The organism is Chitinimonas lacunae, assembly GCF_042650885.1.
Taxonomy (GTDB): domain Bacteria; phylum Pseudomonadota; class Gammaproteobacteria; order Burkholderiales; family Chitinimonadaceae; genus Chitinimonas_A; species Chitinimonas_A lacunae.
Genome location: NZ_JBHSBU010000001.1, coordinates 1 through 24351, shown reverse-complemented (window position 1 = coordinate 24351; position 24351 = coordinate 1). Strand labels below are relative to the sequence as shown.

Sequence of the window (24351 nt, the reverse complement as noted above, 5' to 3'; positions counted from 1 at the left end):
TCTCAGAGTTCGACCAACGCGCCGCCATAGGGCGCGAATTCGAGCTGGTCGGGCTGGAGCGTGGCGCCGCCCAGGCCATGGCCTTCGAGCAATCGGCCGCCGCGACAGTCGGCCGGCAGGGTGAGCCGCAGCGGCGCCCGGCCCAGATTGAAGGCACACAGCCAGCGCCGACCCTGATGGCGCCGCTCGAACACCAACAGCGGTTCGGCCGCGTCGATAAAGCGGATGTCTCCCAGCCGCAGCACCGGCTGCTCACGGCGCCAGTTCAGGAAGTGGCGGTAGAAATTGAGCACTGATTCGCTTTTCGGCTCCTGACCATCGACCGCCTGCGCCAGATGTTCAGCCGGCACGGGCAGCCAGGGCTCACCGCTGCTAAAGCCGCCATGGGCAGCCTTGGCCTGCCAGGGCATCGGGGTACGGCAGCCGTCGCGACCCTTGAATTCGGGCCAGAAGGTGATGCCATAGGGGTCCTGCAACTGCTCGAACGGAATCTCGGCCTCGGTCAGCGCCAGTTCCTCGCCCTGATAGATACACAGGCTGCCGCGCAGACTGGCCGACATAGCGAGCAGCATCTTGGCCATGGCCGGGTCGGTCTCGCCCTTGCCCCAGCGACTCATCACGCGCCGGGAATCATGATTGCCGATCGACCAGCAGCCCCAACCTGCTCCGCCCAACCGGCGACCGGTCTTTTTTAGCTGGTCTTCCAGTTCCTCGACCTGCTGGCGGATATAGCCGGCCGAATAGTCGGTGGTCAGCAGATTGAAGCTATAGGCCATATGGAGCTTGTCGCCGCCCGAGGTGTACTCGGCCATGGTCTTGAGCGAATGGTCATCGCCGACTTCACCCACCGAGGCCGCGCCGTACTGGTCGAGCAGTGCCCGCACCCGGCGCAGGAAAGCCAGATTCTCGGGTTGCGACTTATCGTATTTATGCGCTTGCAGACCGTAGGGGTTCTCGGCGCTGACGGTCTTGCTGTCGGCCACCTTGGCCGGCGGATTGTTGCGCAGCCGGACATCGTGGAAATGGAAATTGCAGGCGTCGAACCGGAAACCGTCGACACCGCGCTCGAGCCAGAAACGGATGGTGTCGAGCATGGCATCCTGCACGGCAGGATGATGGAAATTCAGATCGGGCTGGCTGGCCAGGAAGTTGTGCAGATAGTACTGACGCCGGCGCGCTTCCCATTGCCAGGCCGAGCCACCGAACACCGACAGCCAGTTATTGGGCGGCGAGCCGTCGGGCTTGGGGTCGGCCCAGACAAACCAGTCGGCCCGCTCGTTATCGCGGCTTTGCCGGCTCTGGCGGAACCATGGATGCTGGTCGGCACAATGGCTCAGCACCTGGTCGATCATGACCTTGAGGCCCAGCCGATGCGCTTCGGCCACCAGCCGGTCGAAATCGGCCAGCTGGCCGAACAGCGGATCGACGTCGCAGTAGTCCGAAACGTCGTAGCCGAAGTCCTTCATCGGCGACTTGAAGAACGGCGAAATCCAGATCGCATCGACGCCCAGGCTGGCGATATAGGGAAGACGGTCGATAATGCCGGGCAGATCGCCCACCCCGTCGCCGTTGCTGTCGGCAAAGCTGCGCGGGTAGATCTGATAGATCACCGCACCACGCCACCATTCGCCCTTGTTCTGCTTGTCAGTCATCGTTCTCTACGCCAATCAGGGAAATACGGCCATCCGACTCGCCCCAGGCGACGCGGATGGACGCACAGGCGGCGGCCGCCTGGCCGCCGCAACGATCCGGCCGGCCCGGTCACTGCACCGTCGACACGGCACAGACCGGGCAACCGGAGCGCGATCACCACCAGGCTTCGATCTGGGCGCCGTAGGTGAAACCGTGCTTCTTGTCAGCAAACACGTTGTTGGTGCTGGCATTGAGGCCGGCGCGAGCGGCTTCGTTCCAGTTGGCGTAGGTCGCAAACAGACGGAACACCGGCCGCGACCAGAAGCCCTTCTGCAGCGCCCACTGCGGCGCCACGGTGAACTTGGTCAGACGCTGGGTCGGACCACCTGCGCTGCGGCCCTGGTCATAGCCCAGTTCCACCGCGAGGCTCATATTGTCGTTGAAGTTGTATTGCGGCCGGACGCCCAGCGAGTACCACTTGGTGCTGGCGCCGTTGTGCGGCTTGATATCGTGGTAGATGGCGCTGGCCATGCCCGACCAATTGTCGACCTGCCACATAAAGGCTTCGACCACGCGGTAGGAGCGGTCCTTCTTGTCGCCGGTGCCGCTCGCGTAAGCCGGAATCCAGCTGCCGCCTGCGCCGTTGCCGCGACCGTATTGCACGGCGAACTTGTTGAAGCCGCCCAGCAGATTGCCCTGGAAGTGCTGGGCCGTCAGCAGGTAGCCAGTGCTGTCCTTGGACGATTCGTCGATGGCGGTGGTCGGCAGATCGGGCGTGCTGCCGCGGATCAGTTGTGCCGCCAGCTCCAGCGTACCGTCGGGGTTGACGCCGAGGTTGTACAGGCGGGCTTCGAGTTTCTTGACGGCGGTGTCCTTGTTGCCGTTGCCGCCGTTCTGGTGGTAGGCAAACGCCATCTTGGCGCCGCCGCCCACGGCGATATCCTCGATACCGGCGCCGGTGCCGGTATTGGCCCAGTAGTAGTAGTCGTTGATATGGACGTCATGGCGGTTGTAGTAGCGCTTGCCCAGCCATACCTTGGCGTCTTTCATGCCGCTGCCGAACAGGCCGCCGAATTCGACCCAGTTCTGCCGATGGGCGATATCGAAACTGTCGCCTTCCTCGCCCTCGTAATCGACGGCGCCCTTCTCTTGCAGGGCCAGCATCAGGTGATGCTTGGCCCACACGCCATTGCTGCCCTCGCCGAGGTTGGTGTCGAACTGGATCTCGGCATAGTTGTCGCACTCGTTGCCGAGGCGGTACTTGGCCTGGGCCGGGGCAAGCTTGAAGCACTGCAAATTACCGCCTTCGCTCGTGCCACCGACCTGGGTGCGCAGATAACCGTGGACATCCACCGATGCGGCGTTGGCGGCGAAGCCGGCCAGCGCCAGCGCGACCGCCGCGAACAGCTTGCTGTGTTGTTGCATACGGATCACTCCTCTCCGTGTTTGGGTTGGGGTTGAAACAACGGAATACGCGACGGCTTCCGTTTTTGTGGTTCGGCGCGATCGGACCGTGCCACAGCCAGGCGCCCCTCAGCGCAAAGCTGCCGCTTGCCGGGCCAGCGTACTGATCGCCGCCCAGTCGCCCGCACGGACCGCCTCCTTGGGCACCAGCCACGACCCACCGACACAGCCCACATTGGGCAGGGCCAGGAAGGATGCGGCAGTGGCAGCCGATATCCCGCCGGTCGGGCAGAACAGCAGATCGGGGAGAGGCCCGTAGAGTGCCTTCAACATCCCCATTCCACCTGCCTGCTCGGCCGGGAACAGCTTGAGTGCATCGAACCCTTGCTCACGGGCAGCAATCGCCTCGGACGGGGTCATCACCCCGGGCAGAAGCGGCAGACCACTGGCGCGCGCCGCAGCCGCCAGCGTCGGGGTCAGGCCCGGCGTGACGGCAAAGCGGGCGCCCGCAGCGCGGGCAGCGGCAAACTGTTCCGGTCGCGTTACCGTGCCCACCCCGACGATGGCCTCGTCGACCTCGGCGGCAATCGCCGCCACCGCCGCCAGGGCGGCTTCGGTACGCAAGGTCACTTCGAGCACCCGGATACCGCCTGCACACAGCGCGCGCGCCAGCGGTACGGCATCCTCGACCCGGTCGAGCACGATCACCGGCATCACCGGCGCGGCCGCCATGATTTCACGGATCGTCATGGTTCCCATCTGAATTCCCTTCCCGTCGGCCCGCCCTGTCGCCACGATGCCGCACTGCACCAATGCCAGCCGCATCCGACCTGACAATATGATTTTTGAATTTACTGTTTAGACTCGCAGTGGATCTTGCACAGCTTCATTCACAATATTTTATTTTTATGTTCAGACCAGAAAAAGCCGGGATAGCCCAGCCATCCCGGCACTAATCCGCCCAGCCAAAGCTCATCGCGCCCTGCTCGGCACCGCTGGCCTGTTGGCGAAAGCCGGCGAACAGTTCGCGGCCAAAGCCGTGCTGGTTGCCGCTCAGATCGGCCACGGCCAATTCGCGCGTCGCCCACTCGGCCGGCTCGACCAGCGCTTCGAGCACACCGGCTTCGGCATCGAGCCGCACCAGGTCGCCGTCGCGCAGCCGGGCCAGCGGACCGCCATTGACGCATTCGGGCGTGACGTGGATCGCCGCAGGCACCTTGCCCGATGCTCCGGACATCCGGCCATCGGTCACCAGCGCCACCTTGAAGCCACGGTCCTGCAACACGCCAAGCGCCGGGGTGAGCTTGTGCAGCTCCGGCATACCATTGGCGCGCGGGCCCTGGAAGCGGATCACCGCTACCAGATCGCGCTCGAGTTCGCCGGCCTTGAAGGCGGCCAGCATGGCGTCCTGCGAATCGAAGATCCGCGCCGGCGCCTCGACCGCCCGGTGTTCGGCCGCCACAGCCGAGGTCTTGATCACCGCCCGGCCCAGATTGCCCTGCAACAGCTTGACGCCGCCATCGGGCGAGAACGGCGCGGCCATATTGCCGAGCACCGCACTGTCGCCGCTCTCGCTCGGAGCAGGCCGCCAGCTCAGGCGCCCCTCGCTCAGCGTCGGCTCCTCGGTATAGCGGCGCAGCCCCTGGCCGACCACGGTCTGCACATCCTCATGGAGCAAGCCCGCGTCGAGCAGTTCGCGGATCAGCAGACCCATGCCGCCGGCGGCATGGAAATGGTTCACGTCGGCCGCCCCATTGGGATAGATGCGCGCCAACAGCGGCACCACGGCCGACAGATCGTCGAAATCGCTCCAGTCGATCACGATGCCGGCAGCGCGAGCGATGGCGATCAGATGGATGGTGTGGTTGGTCGAGCCGCCAGTGGCGAGCAGGCCCACCAGACCATTGACGATGGCGCGCTCGTCGATCACCCGGGCCAGCGGTATGTAGTCCGCGCCCAGGGCGGTGATGGCGGCCGCACGCTCGGCAGCCGCGGCAGTCAGGGCCTCGCGCAGCGGCAGGCCGGGGTTCACGAATGCCGCACCGGGCAGATGCAGGCCCATGATTTCCATCAGCATCTGATTGGAATTGGCCGTGCCGTAGAAGGTGCAGGTGCCGGCGTCGTGGTAGGAACGCGCTTCCGATTCGAGCAGCTCTTCGCGGCCGACCTTGCCTTCGGCGTAGAGCTGCCGGATATGGGCTTTTTCTTTGTTGGCCAGACCCGAGGTCATGGGACCGGCCGGGACGAACACCGTCGGCAGATGGCCAAACTGCAGCGCGCCGATCAGCAGGCCCGGCACGATCTTGTCGCACACGCCCAGGCACAGCACGGCGTCGAACATCTGATGGCTGAGCGCCACGGCAGTGGCCATGGCGATCACATCGCGCGAGAACAGCGACAGCTCCATCCCGGGCTGACCCTGGGTCACGCCATCGCACATCGCCGGCACGCCGCCGGCGAACTGGGCGGTGGCGCCGGCACGGCGGGCGGCTTCCTTGATGATGGCCGGGTAGTGCTCGAACGGTTGATGGGCCGACAACATATCATTGTAGGCCGAGACGATGGCGATATTGGGTTGGCGCTGCTGGCGCAGCATGATCTTGTCGCCGCCAGGCATGGCGGCAAAGGCATGGGCCAGATTGGTGCAGGACAGGCTTTTTCTGACCGGTTCGCGGGCAGCCCAGCTGTCGACCCGGGCCAGATAGGCCTCGCGCCGGCTCCGGCTTCGTTCACGGATTCGCTCGCTGACCTCGATCAACCGCGGATGTAGATGCATCGCTCCCCCTGTCCAGACCGCGAGCCCGATGGTCCGCCGCCTGCCTTGCAAAGCCGCCGACCACCTGGTCGGCCATTAGCGCGGATAGTAGTTTTACTACATATAAAACGCAAGGCGCGGTTTGGAATTTTTACACCAGCAACATTCCACTGTTGCATCGGCGCCGCAGCCAGCGCCATGGCAAGCTATGGTTTACCGCTATAGACAAGCTCTAATCATATATATGCGTTGCATCTTTGCTGCACCGCAACATTGAACATCGCGCCAGCCTCAGCTAACAAAACTACATTGCGAAGGCTTAATAAAAGTAGTATTGTTACAAAGGCGCCCGATTCAGGCGGTGGGATTCTGTATTGAATTCAAAGGGGAAACAGGGATGACATCGATTCAACCCTTCGATATGGTGTTGTTCGGCGGTACTGGCGATCTGGTCATGAGAAAACTGCTGCCGGCGCTGTATCACCAGCACCAGGATGGCTATCTGCCGGCTGACGGCCGGATCATCTGCCTGGGCCGCAGCCAGCCCGATCAGGCCGCCTATGTCGCCATGGCCGAGGAAGCCGCCCGCCGCTATCTGGGCGACTACTTCAACGACAAGGACTGGGCCGAGTTCGCCGCCCGCCTGCTCTATCTGCGGCTCGACGCCCAGGACCGCGCCGCCTATGCCACCCTGGCCGATACCCTGAACCAGTATCCCGACCATATTCGGGTGTTCTATCTCGCCACCGCGCCCAATCTGTTTGCCGGGATCTGCGAACATCTGGCCGCCGTCGGCCTCAACAAGGGCGGCGCCCGCGTGGTGCTGGAAAAGCCGCTGGGCCACGACCTGGCGTCGAGCCAGGCGATCAATGCCCAGGTCGGCCGTTATTTCAAGGAAAGCCAGATCTACCGGATCGACCATTACCTCGGCAAAGAGGCGGTACAGAATCTGCTGGCGCTACGTTTTGGCAATACCCTGTTCGAGCCGCTGTGGCGGCGCGAATGGATACGCGATGTACAGGTCACTGTGACCGAACAGGTCGGCGTCGAGAGTCGGGGCGACTTCTACGACAAGGCCGGTGCGCTGCGCGACATGATCCAGAACCATCTGTTGCAACTGCTGTGCATCATCGCCATGGAGCCGCCCGCCAGCATCGACCCCGATGCGGTGCGCGACGAGAAGCTCAAGATCCTGCGTGCCCTGCGCCCGTTCGGTCCGCACGATGTCGCCACCAAGGCGGTGCGCGGCCAATATCGCGCCGGCGCCACCGGCGGCAAGCCGGTGATCGGCTACCAGGACGAACAGGGCATCGCCCCGGGCAGCAAGACCGAGACCTTTGTCGCCCTCAAGGCCGAGATCGATACCTGGCGCTGGGCCGGGGTGCCCTTCTATCTGCGTACCGGCAAACGGATGCAGGAGCGCCTGGCCGAGATCGTGATCAATTTCCGCGAGGTGCCGCATTCGATCTTCGGTCTGCCGCCCGAAGCGCATACCACCAACCGGCTGGTGATCCAGTTGCAGCCCGAAGAGTCGGTCAAGCTCTATCTGCTGGCCAAGCAGCCGGGCGACCGGATGAAGCTCCGAAGCGTTCATCTCGACCTCGATTTCGACGAGACCTTCAAGACCCGCCGGCCCGACGCCTATGAACGGCTGCTGACCGATGTGATCCACGGCCGTCTGACACTGTTTATGCGGCGCGACGAACTCGACGCCGCCTGGAAATGGGTCGAACCCATCCTCGATGCCTGGGAGCAGAGCGACGACGCGCCCAAGTCCTATACCGCCGGCACCTGGGGTCCGGCGGCAAGTTCGGCGCTGCTGTCGCGTGACGGCTTTTGCTGGCACGAGGAAGGCTGAACCCGCTCCGGCGTTTTCCGGCCGCGTGCGCGCGGCCGCATGACTTTGATGGAAGCAACCGCCATGGCCCAGCTCAAGCCGCACGAATTCGACTCCCGTACCGACCTCGATATCTGGCTCGCCCGCGAAATCGCGGCCGCGCTCGAAACCGCGATCAGCGAACGCGGCAGCGCGAGCCTGGCGGTATCGGGCGGCCGTACCCCGCTTGGCATGTTCCAGCAGCTGCGCCAGATGCGGCTTGACTGGGACAAGGTCTGGATCACCCTGGTCGATGACCGCTGGCTGCCTGCGGACCACCCCGACAGCAACGAAGCGCTGGTGCGCGAGCATCTGCTCAAATACCAGCTCGCTGCGGCCCATTTCGTCCCGCTCAAGACCGTGCACGAGCAGCCCGCAGCGGCCCTGGCCGACATCGATCAGCGGCTGCGGGCCATTCCGCAGCCGTTCGATGTGGTGGTGCTTGGCATGGGCGATGACGGCCATACCGCCAGCCTGTTTCCGTGCGCGGCCGAACTGGAGGCGGCGGCTGACCCGGCCAATCCACGGCTGGTCGCGGCCCTACAGCCGATGAGCGCCCCCTATGGCCGGATCTCGCTGACGCTGGCCACGATTGCCCGGGCGCGCAATCTGTTGCTTCATATCACCGGCAGCAAAAAGAAACAGATCTTCGAGGCGGCCATGGCGGCCTCGGCCGCTGAACCTCATCTTCCGGTACGCCGGGTGCTCGACCGGGCGCCTGGGGTGTGCCATGTCTTCTGGGCGGAATAACTCGATGTCGCAAGCCTCCACCTACCCGCGTCTGGTCGCCGATGTCGGCGGCACCAACGTCCGTTTCGCCCTGCTGCGCGCGCCTGAAGCCGGACTCAGCGACGAACGTGCGCTTGCCTGTGCCGACTTTCCGGGCCTGTTCGAAGCGGCGCGTGCCTATCTCGATGGCGTCGCGGTCCAGCCGGTCTGGGCCGCCATCGGCATCGCCACGGCGATTGCCGGCGACTTTGTGCGCATGACCAATCTGGGCTGGCAGTTCTCGCGCGCCGAACTGCAAAGCCAACTGGGTGTGCAGGAGCTGCTGGTCATCAACGACTTCACTGCCCTTGCACTGGCGCTGCCTTTGCTGCGCGACGAGGAAAAGATCAAGGTGGGCGGCGGCAGCTTCGATCCCGACCTGCCAATCGCCCTGCTCGGCGCCGGTACCGGCCTTGGCGTCTCGGGCCTGGTCCCGGCCCATCAGCCCGGCGAACCGCCCCGCTGGCTGCCCTTGCAAGGCGAAGGCGGCCATGTGTCGTTCTCGCCCTTCAATGAGCGCGAGGACGACATCCTGCGTCTGCTGCGGCGCCAATTCGGCCATGTCTCGGCCGAGCGGCTGCTGTCGGGGCCAGGCGTGGTCAATCTGTACCGGGCGCTGGCGGAACTCCATGGCGTTCAGGCCGAGCCGCTTGACGCTGCCGCCATCACCGGTCGCGGTGTGGCCGATGAATCGGCGCTGTGCCGTGAGACGGTCGATATCTTCTGCGGCATGCTGGGCACGGCAGCGGCCAATCTGGTGGTGACGCTGGGCGCGCGCGGCGGGCTGTATATTGGCGGCGGCATCGTGCCCAAGCTCGGCGATTATTTCGCCCGCTCACCGTTTCGCAGCCGCTTCGAGCAAAAAGGCCGCTTCTCCGACTATCTGGCGGCGGTGGCGAGCTTTGTGATCGTGGCCGATCATCCAGCGCTGCGCGGCAGCGCGGCAGCGCTCGATGCGCTGGCGGCGCGGCGGCGCTGAACGGAGATGGCCATGCTGGAAAAGATCAAGTCGCTGCTGGGCGAGCTGTCGAAGTCGGAACGCAAGGTGGCGGAACTGGTGCTGTCGCAGCCCAATTTCGTGGCCCACGCCCCGATTGCCCAGATTGCCGATATGGCTGCCGTCTCCCAGCCCACGGTGATCCGCTTCTGCCGCTCGGTCGACTGCACGGGTCTACAGGACTTCAAGCTGCGCCTGACCCGCAGCCTGGTGTCCGGTGTGCCCTATGTGCACAGCGCCGTCGAAATGAACGATTCGGCCCACGATCTGGCGGCCAAGCTGTTCGACAACACCATTTCGAGCCTGATGCGCACGCGCAACGAGCTCAACCCCGATGCGATCGAGCAGGCCATCGATATCCTGGCTGCCGCCAAGCGCATCGAGTTCTACGGCCTTGGCAACTCGGGCATCATCGCTCAGGATGCCCAGCACAAGTTCTTCCGCCTCGGTGTGCCGTGCATCTCCTATTCCGACCCGCATATCCACGGCATGTCGGCCTCGCTGCTCAAGGCAGGTGACGCGGTGGTGGCAATTTCCAACTCGGGCCGCACCATCGACCTGATCCGTTCGGTCGAGCTGGCACGTGAAGCCGGCGCCGAAGTGATCGGCATCACTCACTCCAACTCGCCGCTGTCCAAGCGCTGTAGCGTCACGCTGTATGCCGATACGCCGGAGGACCCCGATCTGTACTCGCCGATGATCACCCGCATCGTTCATCTGGTGATCGTCGATATTCTGGCGGTCGGCGTCGCCCTACGGCGTGGTCCCGAACTGATCGACCAGTTGGAGAAGATCAAGCGCAATCTCAAGGAACGCCGCGTGCGCGGCTACGAAGACAAATAAGCGAGACCCCGCGATGACCGCCCTCACTTCCCTGCCCGCCTGGCAAGACTTCGAGCGCCGTGCCGCCGCGCTGCGCGACTTCGACCTGCGCGCCGCCTTCGCCGCCGACCCGGGCCGGGCCGAGCGTTATAGCGCCGCGGCCTGCGGCATCCTGCTCGACCATTCCAAGAATCTGATCGACGACGCCGGTTGGGCCGCCCTGTTTGAACTGGCACGTGCCTGCGGCGTCGAGGCGCGGCGCGAGGCGATGTTCCGTGGCGAGCGGATCAATGCCACCGAGCGGCGCGCGGTGCTGCACACTGCGCTGCGGGCGCCGCGCGGCAGCCGGATCGAGGTCGAGGGCCACGAGGTGGTGGCCGAGGTGCACGCCACGCTCGACAGGCTCTACCGCTTTGCCGACTCGGTCCGCGAGGGCGAGTGGCTGGGCTACGATGGCCGGCCGGTGCGCGATGTGGTCAATATCGGTATCGGCGGCTCGGACCTCGGCCCCTATATGGCCTGCGAGGCGCTCAAGGACTACGCCACGCCGCAGCTGCGCTGTCATTTCGTCTCCAGCGTCGACGGCTGGCAGCTCCACCACACGCTGGCAGCGCTCGACCCGGCCACCACGCTGTTCATCGTCGCCTCGAAGACCTTCACCACCCAGGAAACCCTGACCAACGCCCGTGCGGCCCGCGACTGGCTCACCGCAGCCGGTGGCGAGACGGCCGTGGCGCGCCACTTCGTTGCGGTTTCCACGAATAGCCAGGCAGTCGCCGCCTTCGGTATTGATACCGCCAATATGTTCGGTTTCTGGGACTGGGTCGGGGGCCGCTATTCGCTATGGTCGGCAATTGGCCTGCCTATCGTGCTACAGATCGGCCCGACGCGATTTGCCGAGCTGCTGGCCGGGGCGCATGCGATGGACTGCCATTTCCGCGAAACGCCGATGGCAGACAATCTGCCGATGCTGCTCGGTCTGCTGGGCGTCTGGTATATCAACGGCTTTGGCGCCGCGAGTCATCTGGTTTCGCCGTATAACCAGCCGCTGCACCGGTTGCCGGCCTATTTGCAGCAGCTCGACATGGAATCGAACGGCAAGTCGGTCCGGCTCGACGGCCAACCGGTCGACTACCGTACCGGTCCGCTGATCTGGGGCGAGCCTGGCATCAACGGTCAGCATGCCTATTACCAGTTGCTGCATCAGGGCACGGCATTGATCCCGGCCGACTTTATCGTCGCGCTGGAAAACCCCGCCAGCCCGCTTGGCCACCATACCATCCTGCTGGCCAACTGCTTGGCCCAGACCGAGGCGCTGATGCGCGGCAAAAGCCGAGCCGAGGCCGAAGCCGAGCTGCGCGACCAGGGCCTCGATGAGGCGGCGATTGCCGCGCTGGCACCGCATAAGGTATTTGTCGGCAACCGGCCGACCAATACCCTGCTGCTCGATCGGATCGACCCGGCCACGCTGGGGAGCCTGATTGCGCTCTACGAGCACAAGGTGTTTGTGCAGAGCGCGATCTGGGGCGTCAACGCCTACGATCAATGGGGGGTGGAACTGGGCAAGCAGCTGGCCCGAACCATCGAAGCCGAACTACGCGGCGACAAGGACGGTGCCACCGGCCACGACGCCTCGACCCGGCGTTTGCTTGAATACTGCCGCCAGGCACTACGCCGGCGTGCAGATAGCACAAAATAGCAGGCAAATGCGCCGGAATGCGCTATAAAAGCGCCTTTGCCACGAATGGGAGTTTCGCATGACGCGCAAATGGGCCGGTCTGGCCGCACTGGCGACGGTTGTCGCAACGCCGGTAGTGGCTGCCGAAGAAGTGTGGAAGCAGGACTTCGAATATGTGAAGCTCGAAGCGGTCAACGCCGCCAACCAGCAGCCCGTCAGCATCAGCCCCGAACAGGTGAGCTGGCTGCTTGGCGCCTTCCAGCGCAAGACCCGCGACAGCGTGGCCCCGCTGTTCGACAACGACCAATTGGAGCGGATCGCCAAGCCGCTGGCCCGTGCGCTGGCCCAGGCCAAGCCCAGCGACGATATCCTGTTTGCCAGCACCTACCGCGCCTACAAGCTGTTCTTTACTCCGCGTGTGGCCAATAGCGGCCGGCTGTTTGTCGAAAACGGCCGGCTCAATCTGATCCTGGGTGCCTGCGAAGCCGAGTTCGAAGGCATGTACCGCGCCACCGGCGTACTGCGGCCGTTTGCCGCCGGCAGCCGGATGAAGCCCGCCAAGCTCGACTGCGAGCTGGTCGCCGGCCCCGGCGCCGCCTTTGTCAATCAGCGGGCCGACTGGCTGGCCATCGACCTGAGCCAGGCCAATCAACCGGCCCCGGCCCATCCAACCACCATCCTGCCGACCCCGGCAGTCGTCGTACCGCCCGCCGCCCCGGCAGCGACCCCGGCTGCCGCTGTACCGGCCGCGCCGGTCGCCGGCCAGCCGGCCGTGCTGCCGGCCGTCCCGCTGACCAAATCGGAAGAGCGGCTGATGGTGCTCAAACGTCTTAAGGACAACGGTCTGATCACCGAGTCCGAATACCAGCAAAAACGCGCTGCGATCCTCAAGGATCTGTAAGTGCCGGCCGTCTTCGGACGGCCAGCTCCAGCGCCGTCCGCCGGCGCCGGAACCGACGACGCCCTGAGCGTCGAAGCCGCGCAGACGGCGATTTACCCAAGCGAACAACCAGCCGGCCCGCCAATGCCGCGTCCGGTCGCCGAGACAACATTGAAGCGCCTATACGCTCCAGCCGCCCTGTCGTGGGCGGCCCGTCCCGTTTCCACCGGCCGGCCACTCCCGTGCCGTTCGCGCTCGCTTTTCCACATAACGACACACCCACAAGGTACTCAAGATGGCTGAGCAATTCGACGACCTCGATCCGCAGGAAACGCAGGAGTGGCTCGACGCGCTGGAAAGCGTGGTCGGCGCCGAAGGCCCGAAGCGGGCGCATTACCTGATCGAGCAACTGATCGACAAGGCGACCCAGCGCGGCGCCAATATTCCGTACAGCGCCACCACCCAGTACATCAACAGCATCCCGGCCGAACTCGAACCGCCCTTCCCCGGCAACACCACCATCGAGCACAAGATCCGCGCCTATACGCGCTGGAACGCCATGGCCATGGTGGTGCGGGCCAATAAGGACACCAATGTCGGCGGCCATATCGCCTCGTTCGCCTCGGCCGCCACGCTGTACGACGTCGGTTTCAACCATTTCTGGCACGCCCCGTCCGAACAGCACGGCGGCGACCTGATCTTTACCCAGGGCCACTCGGCGCCCGGCATCTACTCACGGGCCTATCTGCTGGGCCGGCTGAGCGCCGAGCAGCTCGACAACTACCGCCAGGAAGTCGATGGCAACGGGCTTTCGAGCTATCCCCATCCCTGGCTGATGCCGGACTTCTGGCAATTCCCCACCGTGTCGATGGGCCTGGGCCCCTTGATGGCCATCTATCAGGCTCGCTTCATGCGCTATCTGCACGACCGTGGCTTTGCCAACACCACCGGCCGCAAGGTCTGGTGCTTCTGCGGCGACGGCGAGATGGACGAACCCGAATCGATGGGCGCCATCGGCATGGCCGGCCGGGAAAAGCTCGACAATCTGGTCTTTGTGATCAACTGCAATCTGCAGCGGCTCGACGGCCCGGTGCGCGGCAACGGCAAGATCATCCAGGAACTCGAAGGCGACTTCCGTGGCGCCGGCTGGAATGTGATCAAGCTCGTATGGGGCACCAAGTGGGATGCGCTGTTTGCCCGCGACAAGAAGGGCATCCTGGCCAAGCGGATGATGGAAGTGGTCGATGGCGAATACCAGACCATGAAGTCCAAGGACGGCGCCTACGTCCGCGAACACTTCTTCAATACCCCTGAGCTGCGCGATCTGGTGCGCGACTGGTCCGACAAGGACGTGTGGGAACTCAATCGCGGCGGTCACGACCCGGCCAAGATCTACGCCGCCTTCAAGGCAGCCAGCGAATCGCAGGGCCGCCCGACGGTGATCCTGGCCAAGACCGTCAAGGGCTATGGCATGGGTCAGGCTGGCGAAGCCCAGAACATCACCCACCAGCAGAAAAAGCTCGATCTGGAAGCAATCCGCCAGTTCCGCGACCGTTTCGATATTCCGGTGCCGGACGACCAGCTCGCCGAAGTGCCCTATATCAAGTTCGAAGAAGGCTCGCCCGAACTCGAGTATATGCGCGGCCACCGGATGGCCCTGGGCGGCTATCTGCCGGCGCGGCGCCGCAATGCCTATCCGCTGGAGATTCCGCCACTGGCGAGCTTTGACAGCCTGCTCAAAGGCTCGGGAGAAGGCCGCGAATACTCGACCACCATGGCCTTTGTGCGCATGCTGACCCAGCTGCTCAAGGACAAGCAGATCGGCCGCCATATCGTGCCCATCGTGCCCGACGAGTCGCGTACCTTCGGTATGGAAGGTCTGTTCCGCCAGGTCGGTATCTGGAGCCAGGAAGGCCAGAAGTATGTGCCGCAGGATGCCGACCAGCTGATGTTCTACAAGGAATCGAAAGACGGTCAGATTCTGCAAGAAGGCATCAACGAAGCCGGTGCCATGTGCGACTGGATCGCGGCGGGCACCTCCTACAGCACGCACGGCGTGCCGATGATCCCGTTCTATATCTACTACTCGATGTTCGGCTTCCAGCGGATCGGTGACCTGGCCTGGGCCGCTGCCGATATGCGCACACGCGGCTTCCTGCTGGGCGGCACCGCCGGTCGCACCACCCTCAACGGCGAGGGTCTGCAACACGAAGACGGCCATTCGCATCTGATCTCGGCCACTGTTCCCAACTGCATCAGCTACGACCCGACCTTCGGCTACGAAGTGGCGGTGATCGTGCAAGATGGCCTGCGCCGCATGTATGCCGAGCAGCAGGACGTCTACTACTACCTCACCCTGATGAACGAAAACTACCCGCACCCGGCCATGCCCGAAGGTGCCGAGGCCGGCATCGTCAAGGGGATGTACGCCTTCCGGCGCGGTGGCGAGGGTGAGCGGCGCGTGCAGTTGCTGGGCTCCGGCACGATCTTCAACGAAGTGATCGCCGCGGCCGAGCTGCTGCGGCAGGACTGGAACGTCGAGTCCGATCTGTGGAGCTGCCCGAGCTTTACCGAACTGGCCCGCGATGGGATGGCGGTGGAGCGCTGGAATATGCTCCATCCGACCGACGAGCCGCGCGTGCCTTATGTCACCGAGTGCCTGGCCCAGCAGAGCGGTCCGGTGATCGCCGCCACCGATTCGATGCGCATGTTCGCCGAACAGATCCGCGCCTATCTGCCCAAGCGCTATGTGGTGCTGGGCACCGACGGCTTCGGTCGTTCCGACACCCGCGAGCAGCTGCGCCGCTTCTTCGAGGTCAACCGCTATTACGTGACGATCGCCGCGCTCAAGGCGCTGGCCGACGAAGGCCAGCTGCCGCGCACGGTGGTGGCCGAGGCCCTGGCCAAGTACGGCATCGACGCCGACCGCCCGGCGCCCTGGACGGTCTGATATCACGGAAACAGTGGACCGCCCGGCGCCAAGCGCCGGTGCAGTCGCACGGAGGATAAAAATGAGTAATGCGATCGAACTCAAGGTGCCCGATATCGGCGACTACCAGGACGTCGATGTGATCGAGGTCTTCGTCAAGCCGGGCGATACGATCAACAAGGAAGACTCGCTGCTGACGCTCGAAACCGACAAGGCCACCATGGAAGTACCCGCCAGTGCCGGCGGTACGGTGCGCGAAGTACGGGTCAAGGTCGGTGACAAGGTGTCGGAAGGCTCGGTGGTGGTGATTCTGGAAGCTGCGGACGCCGCAGCACCGGCGCCGCAAGCGGCTGCCCCCTCCCCCGCGCCGGCTCCAACCCCAGCCGCCGCAACCGCCTCGGCCGGCCCGGTCGAGATCAAGGTGCCCGATATCGGCGAAGCCAAGGACGTCGATGTAATCGAGGTCTTCGTCAAGGTCGGCGATGTGATCAGGAAGGAAGATGCCCTGATCACGCTGGAGACCGACAAGGCGTCGATGGAAGTGCCGGCCAGCGCCGGCGGCACGGTGCGCGAGGTGCGGGTCAAGGTCGGCGACAAGGTGTCGGAAGGCCATGTGATCGTGGTGGTGGATGCCGAAGCATCCGCGGCCGCCTCGGCGCCGGCAGGCAGCCCGGCCCCGCAAGCCGCTGCACCCGCACCGGCCCCGACTGCGGCGGCGCCGGCACCCGCTGCCAAACCAGCATCCGCCAGTGCGCCGGTGAATCGTGAAAACTTCAAACAAGCCCATGCCAGCCCCAGTGTGCGCAAGTTCGCCCGCGAACTGGGCGTCGATCTGAGCCGGGTCAGCGGCAGCGGCCCAAAGCAGCGCATTCTGCACAGCGATGTGCAAGCCTTCGTCAAGTCGGTGATGAGCGGTCAGACTGCGGCCGGTTCGGCCGCCGCCCCCAGCAACGGCTCGGGTGTCGGTCTTGACCTGCTGCCCTGGCCCAAGGTCGATTTCGCCAAATTCGGTCCGATCAGCGAAAAGCCGCTGTCGCGGATCAAGAAGCTGTCGGGCGCCAATCTGGCGCGCAACTGGGTGATGATTCCGCATGTCACCCAGTTCGACGAGGCCGACATCACCGAGATGGAAGCGTTCCGTAAGCAGATGTCCGAAGAGCTCAAAAAACAGGACATCAAGCTGACACCACTTGCTTTCATTATCAAGGCATGCGTGGCAGCACTTAAAAAATTCCCCGAATTCAATGCTTCGCTCGATGGCGAGCAGCTGATTCTCAAGCAGTACTTCCATATCGGTTTTGCCGCCGATACGCCCAATGGGCTGGTGGTGCCGGTGGTGCGCGACGCCGATCGCAAGAGCCTGATCGATATCGCCAACGAGACCGCCGCCCTGGCAGCCAAGGCACGCGACGGCAAGCTGTTGCCGGCCGATATGCAAGGTGGCTGCTTCTCGATCTCCAGCCTGGGTGGCATTGGCGGCACGGCCTTCACCCCGATTATCAATGCACCGGAAGTGGCCATCCTCGGGGTGTCCAAGTCCTCGATCAAGCCGGTCTGGAACGGCCAGGAATTCGCGCCACGGCTGATGCTGCCGCTGTCGCTGTCCTATGACCACCGCGTGATCGACGGTGCCTCGGCGGCACGTTTCACCGCCTATCTGGGCCAGGTGCTCGGCGATATCCGCCGTCTGATGCTGTGAACCGGCGCGGCGCCCTGGGCGCCGCCATCGAAGGGAAATCCATGAGCAATCCGATCGAACTCAAAGTCCCCGATATCGGCGACTACAAGGATGTCGATGTGATCGAGGTGTTCGTCAAAGCCGGCGACACCATCAAGCAGGAAGATTCGCTGCTCACGCTCGAAACCGACAAAGCCACCATGGAAGTGCCGGCCAGCGCCGGCGGCACGGTGCGCGAAGTGAAGATCAAGGTGGGCGACAAGGTGTCGCAAGGGTCGGTGATTGCGCTGCTTGACGCGGCAGACGCAGCAGCGGACGCACCCAAGGCGGCTGCATCTACTCCGGCTCCGGCTCCGGCTCCGGCTCCGGCTCCGGCTCCGGCTCCGGCTCCGCAGGCAGCCCAGCACACGGGCAGCGCCGATGCCGAGTTCGACCTGCTGGTCCTGGGCGCTGGCCCAGGCGGCTATTCGGCCGCCTTCCGCGCAGCCGATCTGGGACTCAAGGTCGTACTGGTCGAGCGCTACGGCACGCTGGGCGGAGTCTGCCTCAATGTGGGCTGTATCCCGTCCAAGGCACTGCTGCACAACGCAGCGGTGATCGACGAGGTCAAGCAGTTGGCCAAGCACGGCATCAAGTTCGGCGAACCGGAAATCGATCTGGCCGGTCTGCGTGGCTACAAGGACAAGGTGGTCAGCAAGCTCACCACCGGTCTGACCGGGATGGCACGGGCACGCAAGGTGGAAGTCATCCGTGGTGTCGGTACCTTCCTCGATCCGCATCATCTCGAAGTCGAGCTGACCGACGGGGTGGGCCGCGACAAGACCGGCAAGAAGCAGGTGGTCAAGTTCAAGCAGGCCATCATCGCCGCTGGCAGCCGGGTGACGCAGTTGCCCTTTATCCCGACCGACCCGCGCATCGTCGATTCGACCGGTGCGCTGGAACTGCGCGAAGTGCCAGGTCGGATGCTGATTCTGGGCGGTGGCATTATCGGGCTGGAGATGGGCACGGTGTATTCGACCCTGGGTGCCCGTCTTGAAGTGGTCGAGATGATGGACGGCCTGATGCAGGGTGCCGACCGTGATCTGGTCAAGGTGTGGGAAAAGATGAACGCCCACCGCTTCGACCGGGTGATGCTGAAGACCAAGACGGTGGCGGTGGATGCGCGTGACGACGGCATCTGGGTGACCTTCGAAGGCGAACAGGCGCCCAAGGAGCCGCAGCGCTACGACATGGTACTGGTCGCCGCCGGCCGCGCTCCCAACGGCAAGCTGATCGGTGCGGAAAATGCCGGGGTGACGGTCAACGAGCGCGGCTTTATCCCGGTGGACGAGCAGATGCGCACCAATGTGCCGCATATCTTTGCCATCGGCGACATCGTCGGCCAGCCGATGCTGGCGCACAAGGCAGTTCACGAAGGCCATATAGCGGCTGAAGTCGCGGCGGGTCAGAAGCGCTTCTTCGATGCGCGGGTGATTCCGTCGGTGGCCTACACCGATCCGGAAGTCGCTTGGGTTGGACTGACCGAGGAACAGGCCAAGGCGCAGGGCATCAAGATCGGCAAATCCCTCTTCCCCTGGGCCGCCTCAGGCCGCGCCATCGCCAACGGCCGCGACGAAGGTTTCACCAAGCTGATCTTCGACGAGGAAAGCCACCGCATCGTCGGCGCCGGCATCGTCGGCACCCATGCAGGCGATCTGATCGGCGAGCTTTGCCTGGCAATCGAGATGGGTTGCGACCCGACCGATATCGCGAAGACGATTCACCCGCATCCGACGCTGTGCGAATCGGTGGGCCTTGCAGCGGAAGTGTTCGAAGGCCATTGCACGGATTTGCCGCCGCAGCGGAAGAAATGAGCGGTATAGAAAATAATCTGCAATTTCCGTGCAAGATTACAAGCGGATAGAAAAGAATTTGAAATCAAATGTGAAAGCGACGCTTATGCGTCGCTTTTTTATTGCGTCAAACGGGGTGCAGGTAATAATCGCTGGCAGCACCAGCTGCCAACACGCCAGCGTTGACTGCCGTCTGCAATGTTTTCCCAATCGGCAAAATCGACTTCCAGCCCTAGCGACTCGCAAACTATTTCCAGCCGCCAAGTATCGTTTTCTTAAATTGGTACTTATGAATCCGAGAAACTTTATGTCTTATCCTGTCCGCGCGGTTTCCACCGAAACACATGGTGGAAACCCTCGTGGTTGAACAGCCAAGCGACGGATCGATTCAATTCGAAGATAATCGTATCGCCATTGAAAAAACACTCTTCGAACGAGGATAGATGCGCTTCCACAAAGCGCTCCATATCTTCAGCGTCGAGCGCGAACGCACCGGATGATTTGAACTAGCAGGCCTCGCTCACCCCATAAAGCGGACCTTGCGGCTTTTCCGCCAGCGTTAGATGCCGGTAGACCTCGATATCATCTAGATCTCCCCAGTTCGCCACATGCTTCCAGGGCCTGCCCCTACCGGCGCATCGCTCGAAAAAGTCCGCCACGGAAGCGGCACCAATTGGCGAAGCGGCTGCAAGTTCGGCAAGCACGGTATCCATCGCCACCAGAGAATACATTATTTCCGTCATCGGTACGTCTCCCAACTCTCAATGAAGAGACGCTTTCGCGCCGTTTGCTGTGCTTAAGTTATGAGGACATGCGATATGTTTGAGGACAGATTTATCCTCATCAGCTTAAATAACACGCCATCCAAACTCGCCCACAGACTTTCTCTCAAATGAAATCTCTAGAGCCTGTTATGCACTTTTGTTGGAAGCCGCATCCAGCCCAGCTTTGCGGTCGATTTTCAGTTTTGCGAGGTCGCGGCATTTTTCATTTATTTTCTCTCATCCCCGGCTAAATATAAGAGATGCCTCCTTGTAAATATTTATTGCGCAATACCCTCTAAGCAAGTCAATCGCCCACCCTAATATCCTCCTTCCTTTTCAAAAATCTTCCTCTTCTCTTTTAAAATTTGATGCAATCCCATGTAACCTACTCCCCAAGCAGGGGAGGCTCGTAAAGAAATTAATTCATCCTGAGCCACAGGAAATATTGCCAATTTATCTAAATAGTAGCTCCCCAGCCCCAAAAAAGTTTCAAACCTAGGAGAATTCATAATTTCATCCTTCATTGCACCCCAGCCTTCACAATCACCCCCATCCACCACCGATATGTTTTCGCTGGGGCAACAATCTAACCCATGAAAATTTTTCACCCTCGGCCACTTCCCTTTGAATTGGATAAGTTCGAAACCTCCCAGTAAACCACTATTTTTTGAACAAGCGACGCGAACAAAATAAACCGCACTTCCTGAACAAGTAAAGACAAACCCTGACTCAGGACCGTCGTACCAATCCTCCACAATAAGAAGATCAAAGCCTGTAGACAAAAATCTCATTTGTGTTCTTCTCACCAAAGCAGAAAGATAGTCATCTGAATCCAAAGGATGCATTTTAATACTCCCGAAACCACAATTTGCAAAATCTCACGATCGGAATTTTCAATCACTCAAACCCTTGAACCGAGAAGCTCGACTTTCATCTCACTCGGAATGGCAATAAAAAAGGCTCAGATAAGACTGAGCCTTTTAGATTCACCTGTCGCGAATTTAATTACATTTCGCCGGCCGCGTCTTGGAAACCACCGTACTGAAATGATAGGCGTAGTCGTTCTTCAGCGCCTGGGTGCCATCGCGTCCGGCATTGGGGCCGATGATCCAGGTCTCGGCCTTGGGCAGTCCGCCCTTGGCATAGGCGGAGATATCGGTGGTCGCGTTGCCATAGGCGCGGATGATATTCAGGCCCACGGTCTGGCGCAGATAGGTGACGTAATCGGTCTTGTGCTGCTCGGTATTGGGCGGAATCGGGCCGTCGCCGTAAGCATTGGAGCGGTAGTGACCGGCGGCGAGGTTCATCTTGCCGAACCATTCGCGAGCGTCACGGGTGACCCAATAAGGACGGGCGGTCAGATAGACGATCTGGTAGCCCATCGCCCGATAGGCCCGGACCGTTTCCGGTGCGTAGTAGTAAGGCGTGGCGGTCTTGATGCCCACATAGTCGGCGTAGGCTTCGAAGTCGTTGATGGTCAGGGTACCGTCCACATCGAACAGCACCGCTTCGCGGCCCGGGTCGACCACGCTCAGGAAACCTTCGACGCTGCTGCCATCGCCCTCGACCACCATCCGTACCTTGTATTCACCAACCGGGCGCTGGCCCATCGAGACGAAGATCTTGCCGTCACGGTCGGTACGGTGAACGCCCACATATTCCCAGCCCTTGGTCGAGGCGCCGTACAGGTAGACATGGATGCGCTCGTCCTCAAGGTCTTTGTGCAGCACCGCATCATAGTCGAACTTGCCGACCACCATGGCCGACTGGCCTTTGGCGACCATGGTGTCGTGCACCATATGCCAGGGCGAATAGAGCGCGGAGAGCAGGCGGCTGCCGAAATGCTGGAAGCTGGCGCGCGGTGCGGCCGGCGCGGCTGGTGCCTGGTCGATCACTGCATAGTCAGGACAAGCGGCTTGGGCTTGCAGAGCGAGCACGGCACAGGCCGTGGCGGTCAAACGGCGAAGCATCGGATTTTCCTTGTCTAGGTTTTTGATTGTCGTGATCGCCCGAAGACGGGCCGGGCCATTGTGCTACAGATTAATGACTTTGGCATTACACAAAGCAAGCGCTCAAGCAGAAATAGGGAAATCCCCATGACAAATGACACACTGGTCAGCCAGGGAACAATAATTCCTTTTCAAACAAATATTGCTAAGTTCCTTGCAGTCATTTGGCGTGAATCATTCATTTTGCCCCGTCTCCCCCACTCCCACTGCTACAAGGCTGAAACTCACTGCTGACGCCCGGTCAGCCAATCCACGCTGGCAGTACGCTCCACTTGGTTTTGCACCCATACACCATAGGAAAAAATCAACGCTTCGCCAGATTTTTCACAAAAAAACTGGTTTACTCTCTCCCACTCATCCCTACTCTTCTTTGCTGACTCTCCGTGTCTCCACTAGAGATTCACTCCACCACCCCAGCAGCAGGAAAGATCAAGAAAAGCCGACTATTTATTGACTTACTTTCATCCTCCCCTCCAGTCTCCCTTGCAACTCGCCAAGCGCCGGCAGTTGGGCCAAGATAGGCGTCAATTTTTCCCGCTTGCCCCATCATGAATGCGCCGATTGCCACGCTGAAAAAACAACTCCAGGCCGACCGTGCCCGGCTGCACGATGGTTATCACGACCCGGAACAGGCGGGTCAGTTGCTCGCAGCCGAAGCCGCCCTGGTCGATGAATTTCTGGCCCAGCGCTGGGCCGAACTGCCGCTCGATCCTCGTACCGCCCTGGTCGCGGTGGGTGGTTACGGGCGCGGTCAATTGTTTCCGTGTTCGGATATCGATCTGCTGATACTGCTGCCGCCCGAGACCGACGGGCCGACGCTGGCGGCAGTCGAAGGCTTAATCGGCTTGCTGTGGGATCTGGGGCTCGAAGTCGGCCACAGCGTGCGCAGCGTGGCGCAGTGCGCCGAAGAGGCTCAGCGCGACATCACGGTGCAGACCGCCATGCTGGAGAACCGCTTGCTGGCGGGCAGCCTCGACACTTATCAGGCATTCCAGCGCGCCACCGCCGCCGTCCTCGACCCGCGCGCCTTTTTCGAGGCCAAGCTGCTGGAGCAGCAGCAGCGTTACGAGCGCCATCAGGGCGCCACGATGAAGCTCGAACCGAACGTCAAAGAAGCCCCCGGTGGTTTGCGCGATCTGCATCTGGTGCTGTGGCTGACCCGGGCGGCCGGACTGGGGAACGACTGGGCCAGCCTCAAGCAGGCCGGCATGCTGACCGGTCAGGAAATGCGCAAGCTCAAGCGGGCCGAGAAGCTGCTGTGGTCGTTCCGAATTGCCTTGCATCTGACTGCCCGGCGGCGTGAGGACCGTATTCTGTTCGACTACCAGAATGCGCTGGCCCAGCGTTTCGGCTACCACGACACCGACGCCAACCGGGCCAGCGAGCAGCTGATGGCGGTCTACTATCTGTCGGCCCGGGTGGTGGCGCAGTTGCAGCCCTTATTGATCCAGGCAATCCGCCGCCATCTCTACGGTGCCGAACAGATGCCGGCCACGCCGATCAACGAGCGTTTTGTGGCACGCGGGCCGCTGCTGGAGATCGCCCGGCCCGATGTGTATGAGAAAACCCCGTCGGCCATCCTGGAGACCTTTCTGGTGCTCCAGCAGCATCCCGAACTGACCGGCATCGGAGCCGACACGCTGCGGGCGCTCTGGCATGCACGGCCGCGTATCAATGCGGCTTTCCGGCGCGATCCGGTCAATAAGGCGACTTTCCTGGCCATCGTCCGCCAGCCCTGGGGCACGACCCGGGTCATGCGGCGGATGAACCAGTACGGCGTGCTGGGCCGCTATATCCCGGCGTTTGGCAAGATCGTCGGCCGGATGCAACACGACCTGTTCCACGTCTATACGGTCGATGAACATATCCTGATGGTGCTGCGCAATCTGCGCCGCTTCGCCACGCCCGCCTTTAACCATGAATACCCGACTTGCTCGCGCCTGATCGAATCGTTCGAGCGGCCGGAAGTGCTGTATCTGGCGGCGCTGTTTCACGATATCGCCAAGGGACGCGGTGGCGACCATTCAAAGCTTGGCAAGATCGATGCACGCCAGTTCTGCGACAGCCACGGTCTGTCGCGCGAAGACGGCGAGATGGTGGCCTGGCTGGTCGAGCAGCATCTGACCATGTCGCATACGGCGCAGAAGCAGGATGTCTACGACCCCGACACGGTCGAGCGCTTTGCCCGGGTGGTGGGCGATGAGCGTCATCTGATCGCGCTCTACCTGCTGTCGGTCGCCGATATCCGCGGCACCAGCCCCAAAGTATGGAATGCCTGGAAAGCCAAGCTGCTCGAAGACCTGTTCAATGCCACGCGGCGCTATCTG

General features: G+C 62.5%; 17 protein-coding genes. 10 read left to right on the top strand and 7 right to left on the bottom strand.

The window, feature by feature from the left end; genetic code table 11:
• Positions 1–2: 2 nt before the first annotated feature.
• The 4 genes from ACFOW7_RS00085 to edd form a co-directional block, all read right to left on the bottom strand.
• On the bottom strand, positions 3–1652 hold the full coding sequence (locus ACFOW7_RS00085; protein ID WP_378159693.1) for an alpha-amylase family glycosyl hydrolase: 1650 nt from the start codon (positions 1650–1652) through the stop codon (positions 3–5).
• 154 nt (positions 1653–1806) lie between these two features.
• Positions 1807–3057, bottom strand: coding sequence for a maltoporin (locus tag ACFOW7_RS00080; protein ID WP_378159690.1), 1251 nt, complete (start codon positions 3055–3057; stop codon positions 1807–1809).
• Positions 3058–3165: 108 nt separating this feature from the next.
• Positions 3166–3795 (bottom strand): bifunctional 4-hydroxy-2-oxoglutarate aldolase/2-dehydro-3-deoxy-phosphogluconate aldolase, encoded by a 630-nt coding sequence (gene eda / locus ACFOW7_RS00075; protein WP_378159688.1) that lies wholly within the window; start codon positions 3793–3795, stop codon positions 3166–3168.
• A gap of 193 nt (positions 3796–3988) precedes the next feature.
• Positions 3989–5812 carry a phosphogluconate dehydratase gene (gene edd, locus ACFOW7_RS00070; protein ID WP_378159686.1) on the bottom strand — a complete coding sequence of 608 codons (1824 nt, stop codon included), beginning with the start codon at positions 5810–5812 and terminating at the stop codon, positions 3989–3991.
• Positions 5813–6188: 376 nt separating this feature from the next.
• Here edd and zwf point away from each other — a divergent pair, with 376 nt between their 5' ends.
• The 9 genes from zwf to lpdA all read left to right on the top strand — a co-directional run bounded on the left by zwf (position 6189) and on the right by lpdA (position 19272).
• On the top strand, positions 6189–7649 hold the full coding sequence (gene zwf / locus ACFOW7_RS00065) for a glucose-6-phosphate dehydrogenase (protein ID WP_378159684.1): 1461 nt from the start codon (positions 6189–6191) through the stop codon (positions 7647–7649).
• A gap of 48 nt (positions 7650–7697) precedes the next feature.
• Positions 7698–8417 (top strand): 6-phosphogluconolactonase, encoded by a 720-nt coding sequence (pgl, locus tag ACFOW7_RS00060; RefSeq protein ID WP_378159682.1) that lies wholly within the window; start codon positions 7698–7700, stop codon positions 8415–8417.
• 4 nt (positions 8418–8421) lie between these two features.
• A complete protein-coding gene (locus ACFOW7_RS00055) occupies positions 8422–9414 on the top strand; it encodes a glucokinase (protein ID WP_378159680.1) in 993 nt (330 codons plus the stop codon).
• Positions 9415–9426: 12 nt separating this feature from the next.
• Positions 9427–10275, top strand: a complete 849-nt coding sequence (gene hexR / locus ACFOW7_RS00050) for a transcriptional regulator HexR (RefSeq protein ID WP_378159678.1) — start codon at positions 9427–9429, stop codon at positions 10273–10275.
• A gap of 13 nt (positions 10276–10288) precedes the next feature.
• The gene (pgi, locus tag ACFOW7_RS00045; RefSeq protein ID WP_378159676.1) at positions 10289–11953 is read left to right on the top strand and encodes a glucose-6-phosphate isomerase; all 1665 of its coding nucleotides are present in this window, start codon (positions 10289–10291) and stop codon (positions 11951–11953) included.
• 58 nt (positions 11954–12011) lie between these two features.
• Positions 12012–12833 (top strand): SHOCT domain-containing protein, encoded by an 822-nt coding sequence (locus ACFOW7_RS00040; RefSeq protein ID WP_378159674.1) that lies wholly within the window; start codon positions 12012–12014, stop codon positions 12831–12833.
• Positions 12834–13107: 274 nt separating this feature from the next.
• On the top strand, positions 13108–15762 hold the full coding sequence (gene aceE / locus ACFOW7_RS00035; protein WP_378159672.1) for a pyruvate dehydrogenase (acetyl-transferring), homodimeric type: 2655 nt from the start codon (positions 13108–13110) through the stop codon (positions 15760–15762).
• A 61-nt stretch (positions 15763–15823) separates the two neighbouring features.
• Positions 15824–17440, top strand: coding sequence for a dihydrolipoyllysine-residue acetyltransferase (aceF, locus tag ACFOW7_RS00030; protein ID WP_378159670.1), 1617 nt, complete (start codon positions 15824–15826; stop codon positions 17438–17440).
• Between the two features lie 41 nt (positions 17441–17481).
• Positions 17482–19272, top strand: coding sequence for a dihydrolipoyl dehydrogenase (lpdA, locus tag ACFOW7_RS00025; protein ID WP_378159668.1), 1791 nt, complete (start codon positions 17482–17484; stop codon positions 19270–19272).
• A 485-nt stretch (positions 19273–19757) separates the two neighbouring features.
• Here the strand turns inward: lpdA and ACFOW7_RS00020 are convergent, their stop codons facing one another.
• From ACFOW7_RS00020 to ACFOW7_RS00010, 3 genes are all read right to left on the bottom strand, one after another.
• Positions 19758–19994 (bottom strand): hypothetical protein, encoded by a 237-nt coding sequence (locus ACFOW7_RS00020; RefSeq protein ID WP_378159666.1) that lies wholly within the window; start codon positions 19992–19994, stop codon positions 19758–19760.
• A gap of 338 nt (positions 19995–20332) precedes the next feature.
• Entirely contained in the window at positions 20333–20860 is a 528-nt protein-coding gene (locus tag ACFOW7_RS00015; RefSeq protein ID WP_378159664.1) for a hypothetical protein, read from the bottom strand.
• Between the two features lie 156 nt (positions 20861–21016).
• Positions 21017–21985, bottom strand: a complete 969-nt coding sequence (locus ACFOW7_RS00010; RefSeq protein WP_378159661.1) for a lipin/Ned1/Smp2 family protein — start codon at positions 21983–21985, stop codon at positions 21017–21019.
• 587 nt (positions 21986–22572) lie between these two features.
• On the opposite strand from ACFOW7_RS00010, the gene glnD reads away from it, so the two are divergent.
• Positions 22573–24351, top strand: a 1779-nt coding sequence (gene glnD / locus ACFOW7_RS00005) for a [protein-PII] uridylyltransferase (RefSeq protein ID WP_378159659.1), incomplete at its 3' end; no start/stop codon positions are given.